General features: G+C 70.3%; 11 protein-coding genes. 6 read left to right on the plus strand and 5 right to left on the minus strand.

What is annotated here, in order from left to right; translation table 11 throughout:
* Window positions 1-2: 2 nt before the first annotated feature.
* The 3 genes from KBZ12_RS07925 to fmt are packed head-to-tail and all read left to right on the plus strand — an operon-like array spanning window position 3 to window position 3,891.
* Window positions 3-1,463, plus strand: a complete 1,461-nt coding sequence (locus KBZ12_RS07925; RefSeq protein WP_396100852.1) for a TldD/PmbA family protein — start codon at window positions 3-5, stop codon at window positions 1,461-1,463.
* 2 nt (window positions 1,464-1,465) lie between these two features.
* Entirely contained in the window at window positions 1,466-2,863 is a 1,398-nt protein-coding gene (locus tag KBZ12_RS07930) for a TldD/PmbA family protein (RefSeq protein ID WP_254957379.1), read from the plus strand.
* Window positions 2,860-3,891: a methionyl-tRNA formyltransferase gene (gene fmt / locus KBZ12_RS07935; protein WP_254957380.1), complete on the plus strand. Its 1,032-nt coding sequence runs from the start codon at window positions 2,860-2,862 to the stop codon at window positions 3,889-3,891. The genes KBZ12_RS07930 and fmt overlap by 4 nt, the downstream gene beginning before the upstream one ends.
* 343 nt (window positions 3,892-4,234) lie before the next feature.
* On the opposite strand, the gene KBZ12_RS07940 is transcribed toward fmt, so the two are convergent.
* The 4 genes from KBZ12_RS07940 to KBZ12_RS07955 form a co-directional block, all read right to left on the minus strand.
* The gene (locus tag KBZ12_RS07940) at window positions 4,235-4,444 is read right to left on the minus strand and encodes a hypothetical protein (RefSeq protein ID WP_216908869.1); all 210 of its coding nucleotides are present in this window, start codon (window positions 4,442-4,444) and stop codon (window positions 4,235-4,237) included.
* Between the two features lie 89 nt (window positions 4,445-4,533).
* Complete coding sequence (locus tag KBZ12_RS07945) at window positions 4,534-5,790, minus strand: DEAD/DEAH box helicase (RefSeq protein WP_254957381.1); 1,257 nt, start codon at window positions 5,788-5,790, stop codon at window positions 4,534-4,536.
* 179 nt (window positions 5,791-5,969) lie between these two features.
* On the minus strand, window positions 5,970-6,317 hold the full coding sequence (locus KBZ12_RS07950; protein WP_254957382.1) for a DUF6464 family protein: 348 nt from the start codon (window positions 6,315-6,317) through the stop codon (window positions 5,970-5,972).
* Window positions 6,318-6,331: 14 nt separating this feature from the next.
* Window positions 6,332-7,117 carry a TerC family protein gene (locus tag KBZ12_RS07955; RefSeq protein ID WP_254957383.1) on the minus strand — a complete coding sequence of 262 codons (786 nt, stop codon included), beginning with the start codon at window positions 7,115-7,117 and terminating at the stop codon, window positions 6,332-6,334.
* Between the two features lie 75 nt (window positions 7,118-7,192).
* Between KBZ12_RS07955 and KBZ12_RS07960 the strand changes: the two genes are divergently transcribed.
* Complete coding sequence (locus KBZ12_RS07960) at window positions 7,193-7,993, plus strand: hypothetical protein (RefSeq protein ID WP_254957384.1); 801 nt, start codon at window positions 7,193-7,195, stop codon at window positions 7,991-7,993.
* A gap of 49 nt (window positions 7,994-8,042) precedes the next feature.
* Window positions 8,043-9,038, plus strand: a complete 996-nt coding sequence (gap, locus tag KBZ12_RS07965) for a type I glyceraldehyde-3-phosphate dehydrogenase (protein ID WP_254957385.1) — start codon at window positions 8,043-8,045, stop codon at window positions 9,036-9,038.
* A 22-nt stretch (window positions 9,039-9,060) separates the two neighbouring features.
* Here the strand turns inward: gap and KBZ12_RS07970 are convergent, their stop codons facing one another.
* Window positions 9,061-9,942 (minus strand): hypothetical protein, encoded by an 882-nt coding sequence (locus KBZ12_RS07970; protein WP_254957386.1) that lies wholly within the window; start codon window positions 9,940-9,942, stop codon window positions 9,061-9,063.
* 74 nt (window positions 9,943-10,016) lie between these two features.
* Here KBZ12_RS07970 and mfd point away from each other — a divergent pair, with 74 nt between their 5' ends.
* A complete protein-coding gene (gene mfd, locus KBZ12_RS07975) occupies window positions 10,017-13,604 on the plus strand; it encodes a transcription-repair coupling factor (RefSeq protein ID WP_254957387.1) in 3,588 nt (1,195 codons plus the stop codon).
* Window positions 13,605-13,621: the final 17 nt, after the last annotated feature.

Below are 13,621 nucleotides of genomic sequence, written 5' to 3' on the forward strand. Positions count from 1 at the left end.
GCTTGGTCGTCTCCCCTCCCACCGGCACCCTTGCCACCACCGAGCGGTCCGCCTCTCCGGCAGCTCTCGGTGATCCGGCCTGGCGGTCTGTCCTGGAACCCCTTCTGGCCGGTGGCCGGTCGGCCGGGGCCGACCTAGTGGAGGTGTTCCTAGAGCGTTCCGACCACCTCGGCCTGCTCGCCGAGCAGGACAGCATCACCAGCGTCAGCCCCGCCTTCGGTGCCGGCGCCGGACTGCGGGTGTTCCTGGGAGATCGCGACGGCTTCGTTTCCACCAACGATCTGAGCGCCGTCGGCCTGCGGGCCGCCCTGGAGCAGGCCCTCGGCATGCTGGGGCTGGTGCTGCCGGTGCAGGCCGGTGGCGGCTTCGATGGCCTGCCGGAGCTGCGGGATTTCGCCGCCACCAAGGAGGGCTGGCTGCAGGCCTGTCCGTCCCTGGCCGAGGCCACCAGTCGTCTGCTGGAGGGCACCGACCGGCTCCAGGCCCATGGCCAGCACCTGCAGGTGCGCCGGGGCAGCTACGCCCGCGACTGGCAGGAGGTCTTGGTGGCCGCCAGTGACGGCACCTTCGCCCGCGATGTGCGCCTGCACCAGTCGGTGGGTCTGAACGTGCTGGCCGCCGACGGCGACCACCGGGCCAGCCTGGGACGCCGCTACGGCACCTCCGACAGCCCTGACGACCTGCGCCGCTGGGATGCGGAAGCCGCCGCCGTCGATGTCTGCAGCAGCGCCGGCACGATGCTATATGCCGATTACGTCGAGGCCGGCCAGTTCCCCGTCGTGCTGGCCAACCGCTTCGGTGGTGTGATCTTCCACGAGGCCTGCGGCCACCTGCTGGAAACCACCCAGGTGGAGCGGGCCACCACCCCCTTCGCCGAGATGGTCGGCCAGCCCATTGCCCATCCCTCCCTCACCGCCATCGACGAGGGTCTCACCGCCGCTGCCTTCGGCTCCATGTCCATGGACGACGAGGGCATGGAGCCCCAGCGCACGGTGTTGATCGAAAACGGCATCCTGCAGCGCTTCCTCAGCGACCGGGCCGGCGAACGCCGCACCGGCCATCCCCGCACCGGCAGCGGCCGCCGCCAGAGCCACGCCTTCGCCGCCGCCAGCCGCATGCGCAACACCTTCATCGCCGCTGGCCCCCACACGCCTGAGGAGTTGATCGCCTCCGTCGACCGGGGCCTCTATTGCAAGTCGATGGGTGGTGGCAGTGTCGGTCCCACCGGGCAGTTCAACTTCGCCGTTGAGGAGGGCTACCTGATCGAGAACGGAACCCTCACCAAGCCGGTGAAGGGGGCCACCCTGATCGGGGATGCCAAGGAGGTGATGCCCAGAATTTCGATGTGCGCCAACGATCTGGAACTGGCTGCCGGCTTCTGCGGTTCGGTCAGCGGCAGCATCTTTGTCACGGTGGGTCAGCCCCACATCAAGGTTGACACCATCACCGTGGGAGGACGCTGACCATGGAAAGCACCGAATCGCTCACAGCCAGCCTCGACGCCGAGGTGCTGCGCCAACGGCTCGCCAGCCTGGCCCAGGCCGAGGGCGTCAGGCGCTGGGACCTGGGCGCCTCCTGCAGCTCCGACACCTCCGTGCAGGTCGACCGGGGTGAGGCCAAGCAGATGAAGGGTGCCCAGCGCAGTGCCATCACCTTGCGGGTCTGGAACGACGACGGTCTGGTGGGCATCACCAGCACCTCCGACCTCTCCGATGCCGGCCTGGCCCGGGCCCTGGCCGGCGCCCGCGACGCCAGTGCCTACGGCAACGTCGATGAGATCCCCGATTTCTCTCCCCTGGCAACCGCCCCGCTGCCGGAGCTGGAGCAGCCCCTCAGCACACCGCTCAGCATCCTCACCCTGCTCGACACCCTGCGGGACGCGGAACGCGACCTGCTCGGCCGCCATCCGGCCATCGGCACGGTCCCCTACAACGGCCTGGCCCAGCGCAGCAGCGACCGGCTCTACATCAACAGCGATGGCGCCTGCCGCCAGCAGCGGCTGAGCACGGCCTCCCTCTACCTCTACGCCCGAGCCGAGGAGGCGGGCCGCAAACCCCGCAGCAGCGGTGCGGTGCGGCTGGCCTACGGCGCCGCCGACCTGGATGTGGCCGGCTGCGTGCAGGAGGCGGCGGAGCGCACCATCGCCCACCTCGATTACGCCCCCATCGCCACCGGCCGCTACACCTGCGTCTTCAGTCCGGAGGCTTTCCTCGATCTGATCGGCGCCTTCAGCAGTCTGTTCAATGCCCGTGCCGTGCTGGATGGTGTCAGCCTCAGCCGGCGCGAGTCCCTCGGCGAGCAGCTGGCCGTCCCTTTCCTCTCCCTGCACGACAACGGCCTGCACCCGGCCAACGTGGGCGCGGCCGCCTTCGACGGGGAGGGCACCCCCACCTGTCGTCTGTCGCTGCTGGAGGGCGGCGTGCTGCGTCATTTCCTCCACTCGGAGGCCACGGCCCGGGCCTTCGGGGTGTCCCCCACCGGCCATGCGGGCCTCGGGGCCAAGGTCTCGGTGGGCCCCGACTGGTTCGAGATCGGCCCCACCCCCGGCAGTGGCGGTGGTGCGCCCGGTCTGGACCGCTTCGCGGCCGGTGCCAGCGGCGACGACCGTGGCCTGGTGGTGATCGATTCCCTCTCGGCCCTCCATGCCGGTGTCAAGGCCAGCCAGGGCTCCTTCTCCCTCCCCTTCGATGGCTGGTTGGTACAGGACGGTGTCCCCCGCTCCATAGAGGCCGCCACCGTCGCCGGTGACATCCGCACCCTGCTCAAGGCCATCCTCGGTTTCGAGGGTCCGGCCAAGGTAACCCCCGATGGCCTCTGCCCCCACGTCTGGGTGGAGGGTCTCTCGATCACCGGCGACGCTTGAAGATCCTGTTCTGGGGCACCCCGGCCTACGCCGTGGCCAGCCTCGATGCCCTTCTGCAGGCCGGCCATGGGCTGGTGGGCGTGGTCAGCCAGCCCGATCGCCGACGCGGCCGGGGCAAGTCCCTGGTGGCCTCGGCCGTCAAGCAGCGGGCCCTGGAGCTGGCTCTGCCGGTGTTCACCCCCGAGCGCATTCGCCGGGATCTGGCCTGCCAGCAGGAGCTGGCGGCCCTGGGGGCCGACGTCTCGGTGGTGGTGGCCTTCGGCCAGATCCTGCCGCCGGCCGTGCTGACCCAGCCCCCCCTGGGCTGCTGGAACGGCCATGGCTCCCTGCTGCCCCGCTGGCGGGGTGCGGCCCCGATCCAATGGGCCCTGCTGGAGGGGGACACCGAAACCGGTGTCGGCATCATGGCGATGGAAGAGGGCCTCGACACCGGCCCGGTGCTGCTGGAGCGGCGCCTACCCATCCCCCTGCTGCAGAACGCCGGCCAGCTGGGGGAGCGGCTGGCCCGGCTCACCGCCGAGCTGCTGGTGGAGGCCCTGCCGCGGATCGAGGCGGCGGGCCCCGGAGCGGAGGCGGAGCGCCTTGTCCGTCTCGGGGTGCGGCGCCAGGCCGGCGACCCCAGCCATGCCCGTCAGCTCACCAAGGAGGACACCCTGGTGCACTGGGACGCCTCCGCCCTGGCCATTCACCGCCGGGTGATGGGGCTCCATCCCCAGGCGTCCTGCTCCTGGGGGGCCGAGCGGCTGAAGCTTCTGGCCACCGAACCCCTGGTGAGCCGCCTTGCCGACCAGCTCACACCGGTCGGCGCCGCCCTGGCGGCCCGCCTGGGCGGGAAGGCCACACCAGCGGTGGCCCCAGGCACCGTGCTCGAGCTGGTGGAGGGGGAGGGGCTGGTGCTGGCCAGCGGCGGCTGCCCCGTGCTGCTGCGCCAGGCCCAGCTGCCGGGACGCCGGGCCAGCGAGGGTCAGGCCCTGATCCAGCAACTGGGACTGGTTCCTGGTCAACGCATCGGTGTAAATACCCCCTGAAGTCCCCTTTCGGCAACAACGGTTGACGTTTTGTTCCCTTCGGGTCGTCTCAGCTTTGGACAGGAGCTGGAGGGGTTAGACCAAATCCAGTGACCGGATGGGGATGCCATGGCCAACGACCTTTCCTTCGTTAACAGCACCGGCTCGGGATGCCAGATCTTCCGGGATCGGCAGGGGTGCTACGTGGTGAGTCACGCGCTCAGGCCTGGCCAGCGGGCGATCCGCCCGACCCTGGCCGGCGCCTACGCGGCCTGCCAGGGATGGGAGCCCCGCCTCCAGGAGGAAACAGCCACTGGGGGTGGATGAGACGGCCGGGGCCGCTCCAGTGGTAAGCAGGGCAGGCTCAGCCTGCGGTGCCGCTGCTGGACGCGAGCTCCTCGGGCTGGCGACGGTGTAGCTCGTGCAGCCCTTCCAGCTGGTTGTGCACCGCCACCAGCTGATCACGGATGTGGCGGCTGTTGTCGATGCGCTCCAGGGCAAGGAGCATGCCTTCGATCTGCGCCTTGCAGTCGATCAGCACGCGGCACTGGGTGGATCCGGGTTCGTAGGGCATGTCGGAAGGAGGCAGATCCTCAGTTCAACGTAGGGCGGCAGCGGAGGTTGTCACAACCATTGCCGTTCCCCCGCTGGGCGCTTGCTGGATCAGCGGGAGCCGGTGCGGCGCCGGCCCCGCTCATGGCCCTGGCCCTGGCGGGGGCCCTGGCTTCGGCGGCCCCGGCCGCCGCTCAGATCCAGCGGTGGGGCGGACAGCACGGTGGGCTCGAAGCCCGACACCTCCTGGCGGGGCAGGGGGGAGCCGACCAGGCGCTCGATGGCCCGCAGCAGCTCATGCTCTTCGGCCGCCACCAGGGAAATGGCATGGCCGTTCTGGCCCGCCCGGCCGGTGCGGCCGATGCGGTGCACATAGTCCTCAGCCACGTTGGGCAGGTCGAGGTTGACCACGTGGGGCAGCTGGTGGATGTCGATGCCGCGGGCGGCGATGTCGGTGGCCACCAGCACCCGCACCTCGCCGCTCTTGAATTCCGCCAGGGCCCGGGTGCGGGCCCCCTGGCTCTTGTTGCCGTGGATCGCCGCCGCCCCCAGCCCCTCTTTCTCAAGCCGCTCCGCCAACCGGTTGGCGCCGTGCTTCGTGCGCGAGAACACCAGCACCTGACGCCAGTCGTTGCTGCGGATCAGATGGCTGAGCAGATCCCCCTTGCGGTCCATGTCGCAGGGATGGATCACCTGGTCGACCAGGGGGGTGGCCTGGTTTTCCGGGCTGGCCTGGAGCTGCACGGGGTTGTGCAGCAGGCCGGTCGCCAGACGGCGGATGTCGCTGGAGAAGGTGGCGGAGAACAGCAGGTTCTGGCGCTTCGCCGGCAGCAGCGACAGGATCCGGCGGATGTCGCGGATGAAGCCCATGTCGAGCATCCGGTCGGCCTCATCGAGCACCAGGATCTCGACCCGGTCGAGTCGCAGGGCGTTCTGCTGGTGCAGGTCCATCAGCCGGCCGGGGGTGGCCACCAGCACATCGGCGCCCTTGCGCAGCCGCTGCATCTGGGGATTGGCACTCACCCCACCGAAAACGACATCGGAGCGCAGATCCAGGTAGCGGCCGTAGGCGGTGACGCTTTCGGCCACCTGGGCCGCCAGTTCCCGGGTGGGGGTCAGCACCAGGGCCCGTACCACGCCGGCACGGGCGTGGGGGCCGTGGCGCAGCCGCTCCAGCATCGGCAGGGTGAAACCGGCCGTCTTGCCGGTGCCTGTCTGGGCGGCGGCCATCACGTCGTGGCCCGCCAGCACCGCCGGGATGCATTGCAACTGGATCGGCGAGGGGCTGCTGTAGCCCTTGGCTGCCACGGCCTTGAGGATCGGCTCCGACAACCCCAGGACGGCAAAGTCGGTCGCCAGGCCGGCCACGGGCGGATTCAGGCCCGTGGCGGTAGGGCTGGGGGAGAGCAGTTCAGGGGTGGGGACGGACCCGTTGCCGCTGGGCCGGCTGCGGATGACCTTGGCCAGGGGCCTGGAGGAAGGGGCGGTGATCGGGCGCGAAAACGGAGTTGGGCCCCAGCCTAAGACCGGCTGGTGGCGCGATCGCTTCAGCGGGGGCTGCGGTGGCTGCAGCGCTCGCAGGGTCCCTCGGGCAGCACGGCACAGCGCAGCAGGGGGCTGCGGGCGTTGAAACGGCAGTCGGGGTCACCGATCACCCAGCGCCCGTTCCACCAGAGGGCATCGGCCGGTTGCTGCTGGGATTTCACCTGCAGCGCCACGGACGCCAGTTCGTAGCGGCCCTGCCGCAGCCGGTAACGGTGGCGCCGTTGCAGCACCAGAAAGCTGCGATCGCCCGTGGTCAGCCAGCGGCCGGGATGGGGGACATCGCTGAGGTTCTCGACCTCGATGCTGGTGATCAGCCGGTCCGAGTCGATCTGGCGCAGTTCGATCCGCATCGTTCCGGCCGGCCTCAGGCGTCGCCGCTGCCCTGCTCGGGCAGGGGCGAGGGGGCCGTGCGCAGGGAGAAGCCCCAGGCGAACAGGGCGGCCACCAGCAGCAGCAGGGCCCATTCCGGCACCTCCACCGCCGGCAGCAGCAGGCGAAGCAGCAGCCGCAGGCCCACCAGCCCCACCGCCAGGTAGCCGGCGGTTTCCAGATGGGGGAAGATTTCCAGCCAGCGCAGGAACAGCTCGGCCGTGAGCCGCAGGGCGATGATGCCGATCACCCCACCAGCCATCACCAGGGGAAGCCGGTCGGTGACGGCCACCGCCGCAGAGACGCTGTCGAGGGAGAAGGCCAGATCGGTGAGGGCCAGGGTCGCCACGATCGAGCCCAGTGAAGCGCCGTGGTGGGGATGGCCGGAATCGTGGGAGCCTGGGCCCTGGGTGGAGAAGCCCGTCTGCAGCCCATCAGTGAGGTCGTCCTCGCCATCGTCCCGACCCAGCAGATGGCGGCCGCAGAGCCAGAGCAGATAGGCCGAAGCCAGCAGCTGCAGGGGCCAGAAATTGAGCACGAAGCTGGCCAGGGCGATCAGGCCCAGCCGGAAGACCAGGGCCAGCACCAGGCCGAGGTTCAAGGCCTGGCGTTGCCGCGCCGGATCATGCAGCCGCCGGGAGATGGCGGCCAGGGCGATGGCGTTGTCGGCGGAGAGAACCGCCTCGAGCCCCACCAGCAGCGGCAACAGCAGCAGCATCTCGCCCCATTGGTCCGCCTGTTGCAGCAGGGGTGTGAGGCTCTCCACCGTTTCCACTTCCATTCCTGGCGTTCGTTCGGCCCTGGCGCCTTCAAAGAAGCACTCTAGAAAGACTGTCGGCCCCGCCTGACCCTTCCCATGCAACTTCAGGTCCGATTGCTGCACTGCGACGGCGGGCGCCGCGTCGTGCTGGTCTCGGCCCGCGAAGGGGAGCACGTCCTGGGCAGTGCCCTGGGGGAGGCGGACAACGCCGAGGACGCGGAGGATCGGGCCAGGGCCCGCTTGCTGGCCAGCCTCCAGACCACGGCCACCCCGCCCCCGCCGCGGCAGGCTCCAGCTCCAGCTCCAGCACCCATGCCGCCGTCGCCACCGGTCGCCGAGGCCCCGAAGCCAGCACCAACGCCAACGCCAACGCCCACACCGGAGCCGCCGCCATCGCCTGACCCGCCGCCCACGCCGGTGGGCCAGGAGGAGGACCCCCAGGACTGGAGTGCCGAACTGACCCACCTGGATCTGCAGATGCGAAGGCTGGGATGGGACAGGGACAGGGAAGCCATCTACCTGCAGCGCTCCTTCGGCCACCCCAGCCGCGACCGCATCACCGTCTACGCCGACCTGATCGCCTATCTGCAGGCGATCGAAGCCCTTGAGCCTGGCTGCGATCCCGCGGCAGCGGCGGTGCCCCTGCGCCGGGCCGAGCTGCTCGACCAGTGCAACCTGTTGCTGCAGCAGCTCGGCTGGGACGGCGCCATGGGCCGCGGTTTTCTCGAGAAGCATCTCGGCGTCAGCAGCCGGCAACAGCTCAAGGACGCCGACCTGCTGCGCTTCAACATGCTCCTCGAGGAGGAAACCCTGCTGCGTGCCACGGACAGCCTGGGGTCCCCGGCCGAGCCCGTTTCAGCTGACGACAAAGGCCTGTTGGGCTCCACCGGCGGCTGACGGCTCCGTGCGACGCTGAAGTCTCTGGTCTGACTCCGGAGACGCGCAGGTGACCATCAGGATCGGCATCAATGGGTTCGGACGAATCGGACGTCTGGTCTTCCGCATCGCCTGCGGACGCGATGACATCGAAGTGGTGGGCATCAACGACCTGATCGATGTCGATTACATCGCCTACATGCTCCGCTACGACTCCACCCACGGCCGCTTCGCCGGCGAGGTGGCCGTGGACGACGGCGCCCTGGTGGTGAACGGCCGCCGCATCCGCATCAGTGCGGAGCGCGATCCCGCCGCCCTGCGTTGGGGCGAGGTGGGTGCCGATGTGGTGCTGGAGTCCACGGGCCTGTTCCTGAACGACGAGCGGGCCCGGGCCCACATCAGCGCCGGTGCCGGCAAGGTGGTGCTGTCGGCCCCCTCCAAGGACGACACGCCGATGTTCGTCATGGGGGTGAACCACACCACCTATGCGGGCCAGGACATCGTCTCGAACGCCTCCTGCACCACCAACTGCCTGGCACCGATGGCCAAGGTGCTGAACGACAGCTTCGGCATCCGCGATGGCCTGATGACCACCGTGCACGCCACCACCGCCACCCAGAAGACGGTGGATGGCCCGTCGATCAAGGACTGGCGCGGCGGCCGTGGAGCCGGCCAGAACATCATTCCGTCGTCCACCGGAGCGGCGAAGGCGGTGGGCAAGGTGATCCCGGCCCTGAGCGGCAAGCTCACCGGCATGGCCTTCCGGGTTCCCACCCCCAACGTGTCGGTGGTGGATCTGACGGTGAACCTGGAGCGCGGCGCCAGCTACGACGCCATCAAGGCCGCCATGCGGGCCGCCGCCACCGGTCCGATGGCCGGGATCCTCGGCTACACCGAAGACGCGGTGGTCTCCACTGATTTCCTCGGTGACACCTGCACCTCGATCTTCGATGCCTCGGCGGGCATCGCCCTCACCGAGACCTTCGTGAAGGTGGTGGCCTGGTACGACAACGAGTGGGGCTACTCCAGCAAGTGCCTCGACCTGATCGCCCATATCTCCGGCTGAGGGCCCCAGCTCCGCCCGGTCCTCAGCCCGTGGCGCGGGTCCGGCAGTGGGTGCGAACCAGGGTGGTGCCGAGCTCCAGCTGTCGCTGGTTGGCGTAGGCCTCCCGCTCCAGGGCCTTCTCCCAGTCGGAGGCCCCGGCGTAGAGGGGATCATCGAGATGCAGCCGCAGTTCCGGCGGCACCGCCTGGCCCAGCCCGAGGGTTCTGGGGACGGCACGCAGGCCGCCCGCCGCGCAGCTCTGGGCCACGTGGATCGCCTCATGGTTCAGCACCTGGGCGAAGTCCACGGTTCCCTTGTCCACCATGGCGGGCTTGATCCGCAGGGTGCGGACGGCGTGATCCCACTCGCCGGCGGCCCCTGTCTTCCTGGGCTCCACCAGTTCCACCTGTACCCCCACCTGATCCAGCACGCTGAGCAGTTCAGCGATCGCCCGGTGCTTCTCGCCGTGGTCCGGCGGGGAGTTGATCAGGGCCTTCAGCTCGGGCACCGACAGCTCGGGCTCGCCGGCCCGCCGGCGGTAAAGGAAGCGGGTGCCACCGCCTGCGAGGGGCTCGGCGGTGGGGATCCATTGCCTGTCGGCCTCCTGGAGGTTGGCCAGCAGCCCACCCTTGAGCAGGGCCTTCGGACGCAGGCGTTGATCGGGGGCCGGTTCGAAACGCTCCAGCAGGCGGGTGGTCACCTCAGGGGCCTGCTCGGGCAGACTCCCCACCTGCTCCAGCATGCCGGGGAAGGCAGCGCCCCCCAGCACCAGGGCGGCCACCGCCAGGGCAAGGGTCCAGGCGCGCCCGTGGCGGGGCTTCGGTTCCAGCAGTTCGCCGCAGCGACCGCAGCGGGGCACACCCGTGAACGGTTGCTGCAGCCTCAGGGGCCTTTGGCGGCAGGTGGGACAGCGGAAGCGGGCCATCGCGGGGTAGACCGACCCCCAGCATGACCGCAAACGGGTTGCGAGGATCGCCAACGGTTCTCCCCCGCCTTGCGATGCCCCTCCACGCCCTCGTGCGCCAGCTGCAGGCCGCCCCCCTCACCGCCGAGGTGAGGGCGCGCTGCGAGCGGCCCGAGCGGCTGCGGCTGAGCGGGGCTGGGCGGGCGGCCCGGGCCCTGGTGGCCAGCGCCCTGGCGGGCTCCAGAGAGGCCCCGCTGCTGGTGATCGTGCCCACCCTGGAGGAGGCGGGCCGCTGGGCCTCCCTGCTGGAGCTGATGGGCTGGCCCCTCTGCCAGCTGTACCCCACCAGCGAGGGCTCCCCCTACGAGCCCTTCGACCCCACCAGTGAGATCACCTGGGGCCAGCTGCAGGTGCTCGCCGAGCTGGTGGGCGACGGGGACGGGACCCCGGGTGCCAACGGCGGCCGTTTCGCCGTGGTGGCCACCGAGCGGGCCCTTCAGCCCCACCTGCCGCCGCCGCCGCTGCTGGCGGCCCGCTGCCTCACCCTGCGCCGCGGCGATCGGCTGGATCTGGAGCAGCTGGCCCTCAGCCTGGCCGCCCTGGGCTACGAGAGGGTGCCGACGATTGAGCAGGAGGGCACCTGGAGCCGCCGGGGCGACATTGTTGATCTGTTTCCGGTCAGCGCCGAGCTGCCGGTGCGGCTGGAGCTCTTCGGCGAAGACCTCGAGAAGCTGCGGGAGTTCGATCCGGCCACCCAGCGCTCCCTCGATGTGATCGAGCGGGTGCGCCTCACCCCCACCAGCTACGCCCCCCTGATCGCCGAAGCCCTGCGGGAGCGGATGCCGGATGGACTGGAGCGGCTGTTGGAGCCCGCGGCCCTTGACCAGCTGCTGGAGGGGGGCACGCCGGAGGGCATGCGGCGGCTGATGGGCCTGGCCTGGCAGCAGCCGGCCTCGCTGCTCGACTACCTGCCCGCCGGCACCCTGGTGGCAATCGATGAGCGGCGCCAGTGCCTGGCCCACGGCCAGCAGTGGTATGACCATGCCGCCGACCACCACGGCGAGGTGGTGAAGGCCACAGGCGGCGAGCCGCCCCTGCCCTTGCCGGGACTGCTGCACCGGCCGATCGCGGCGGCCCTGGCGGACGTGGAGACCTTCACGGGCTTTGACCTGGCGGAGCTGCACGAGAGCGACCGCCACCCGAACAACCTGGACCTGGCCAGCCGGCCGGTGCCGGCCCACCCCAACCAGTTCGGCCGCCTGGCGGAGCAGATCAAGGGGCACCTGCGCGACAAGGCCCGGCCCTGGATCGTCTCCGCCCAGCCGTCGCGGGCCGTGGCCTTGTTGGAGGAGCACGACTGCGTCACCCGGTTTGTGCCCAACGCCCGCGACTTCCCGGCCATCGAGCGGCTGGTGGAGCAGGGCACCCCGATGGCGCTCAAGCTGCGCGGCACGGCCGAACTGGAGGGGTTCCAGCTGCCGGCCTGGAAGCTGGTGCTGTTCACCGACCGGGAGATCTTCGGCCAGCACAGCCTGGCGGCCGGCGGCTACGTGCGACGGCGCCGCAAGGCGGCCAGCCGCACGGTGGATCCGGGCAAGATGCTCCCCGGCGACTTCGTGGTGCACCGCAACCACGGCATCGGCCGCTTCCTGAAGCTGGAGAAGCTGGCCATCGGCGGTGAGGCCCGTGACTACCTGGTGGTCCAGTACGCCGATGGGCTGCTGCGGGTGGCGGCCGACCAGCTGGGCAGCCTGGGCCGCTACCGGGCCAGCAGCGACAGCCCGCCCGAGCTCAACCGCATGGGCGGCACGGCCTGGACCAAGGCCAAGGAGCGGGCCCGCAAGGCGGTGGCCAAGGTGGCGATGGACCTGGTCAAGCTCTACGCCGAGCGCCACCAGGCACCGGGCTTCGCTTTCCCCGCCGATGGCCCCTGGCAGGGCGAACTGGAGGATTCCTTCCCCTACGACCCCACCCCCGACCAGCTCAAGGCGATCGTGGACGTCAAACGCGACATGGAGCGGGACCAGCCGATGGACCGCCTCGTCTGCGGCGATGTGGGCTTCGGCAAGACCGAGGTGGCGATCCGGGCGATCTTCAAGGCGGTCACCGCCGGCAAGCAGTGCGCCCTGCTGGCCCCCACCACCGTTCTGGCCCAGCAGCACTGGCGCACCCTGAGCGAGCGCTTCGCCCCCTACCCGCTCAAGGTGGCCCTGCTCAACCGCTTCCGCACCGCCGCCGAGCGCAAGACGATCCTCGACGACCTGGCCAAGGGCAACACCGACGTGGTGGTGGGCACCCACCAGCTGCTGGGCAAGGGCACGGCCTTCCGCCAGCTGGGCCTGCTGGTGGTGGACGAGGAGCAGCGCTTCGGTGTGAACCAGAAGGAGAAGATCAAGGCGCTCAGAAAGGATGTGGACGTGCTCACGCTGAGCGCCACGCCGATCCCGCGCACCCTCTACATGAGCCTCTCGGGCGTGCGGGAGATGAGCCTGATCACCACGCCGCCGCCGCTGCGGCGCCCGATCAAGACCCACCTGGCCAGCCTGGATGAGGAGGCGGTGCGCAGCGCCATCCGCCAGGAACTCGACCGCGGCGGCCAGGTGTTCTACGTGGTGCCGCGGGTGGAGGGCATCGAGGAGGTGGCCGGCCAGCTGCGGGCGATGCTGCCGGGGCTGCGGCTGCAGGTGGCCCACGGCCAGATGCCGGAGGGGGAGCTGGAGAGCGCCATGGTGGCCTTCAACGCCGGCGAGGCCGACGTGATGCTCTGCACCACGATTATCGAGAGCGGCCTTGATATCCCCCGGGTGAACACGATCCTGGTGGAGGACGCCCACAGGTTCGGCCTGGCCCAGCTGTACCAGCTGCGGGGCCGGGTGGGTCGCAGCGGCATCCAGGCCCACGCCTGGCTGTTCTATCCGGGCGATGCCTCCCTGAGTGAGGCGGCCCGCCAGCGGCTGCGGGCGATCCAGGAGTTCGCCCAGCTGGGCTCGGGCTACCAGCTGGCCATGCGCGACATGGAGATCCGCGGCGTGGGCAACCTGCTGGGGGTGGAGCAGAGCGGCCAGATGGAGGCGATCGGCTTCGACCTTTACATGGAGATGCTGCAGGACTGCCTGGCCGAGATCCAGGGCCAGGACATCCCGGCGGTGGACGAGACCCAGATCGACCTGCCGGTGACGGCCTTCATCCCGGCCGACTGGATCACCGAGGCCGACGAGAAAATGGCGGCCTATCGCGCCGCCGCCGAGTGCGGCGGCAAGGCGGCCCTAGTGGAGCTGGCCGCCGGCTGGGCCGACCGCTACGGCCCGATTCCGGCGCCGGTGCAGAGCCTGCTGCAGCTGATGGAACTGAAGCTGCTGGCGCGTCGCTGTGGCTTCTCGCGGATCAAGCCGGAGAAGCCCAACATCGCCCTGGAAACGCCGATGGAGGAACCCGCTTTCCGCCGCCTGCGCCAGGCCCTGCCCCAGCACCTGCACGGCCGGATGGTGTATCAGGGCGGCGCCGGCAGCACCGCCAAGGTGCTGGCCCGGGGCCTGAGCGTGCTCCCTGCCGACAAGCAACTCGACACCCTGAAGGAATGGCTGGGGGCGATGGCGGCGCAGATCCCAGGGGCCGACGGGCTCAGCGAGCAGCAGCGGCTGGAGCAGCAGAAGGCGAAGAACGAGGCGGTGCTGGTGGTGTGACGGGAGGTCTGTGAGGG

The sequence above is a fragment of the Cyanobium sp. Cruz CV13-4-11 genome (assembly GCF_024346055.1).
Lineage (GTDB): Bacteria > Cyanobacteriota > Cyanobacteriia > PCC-6307 > Cyanobiaceae > Cyanobium.

Bases quoted from the DNA above. Each gene is read 5' to 3' on its own strand.
- KBZ12_RS07955 (WP_254957383.1), bottom strand. From the start codon at position 7,117: ATGGAAGTGGAAACGGTGGAGAGCCTCACACCCCTGCTGCAACAGGCG.
- KBZ12_RS07950 (WP_254957382.1), bottom strand. From the start codon at position 6,317: ATGCGGATCGAACTGCGCCAGATCGACTCGGACCGGCTGATCACCAGC.
- KBZ12_RS07940 (WP_216908869.1), bottom strand. From the start codon at position 4,444: ATGCCCTACGAACCCGGATCCACCCAGTGCCGCGTGCTGATCGACTGC.
- KBZ12_RS07960 (WP_254957384.1), top strand. From the start codon at position 7,193: ATGCAACTTCAGGTCCGATTGCTGCACTGCGACGGCGGGCGCCGCGTC.
- KBZ12_RS07930 (WP_254957379.1), top strand. From the start codon at position 1,466: ATGGAAAGCACCGAATCGCTCACAGCCAGCCTCGACGCCGAGGTGCTG.
- mfd (WP_254957387.1), top strand. From the start codon at position 10,017: ATGCCCCTCCACGCCCTCGTGCGCCAGCTGCAGGCCGCCCCCCTCACC.
- KBZ12_RS07970 (WP_254957386.1), bottom strand. From the start codon at position 9,942: ATGGCCCGCTTCCGCTGTCCCACCTGCCGCCAAAGGCCCCTGAGGCTG.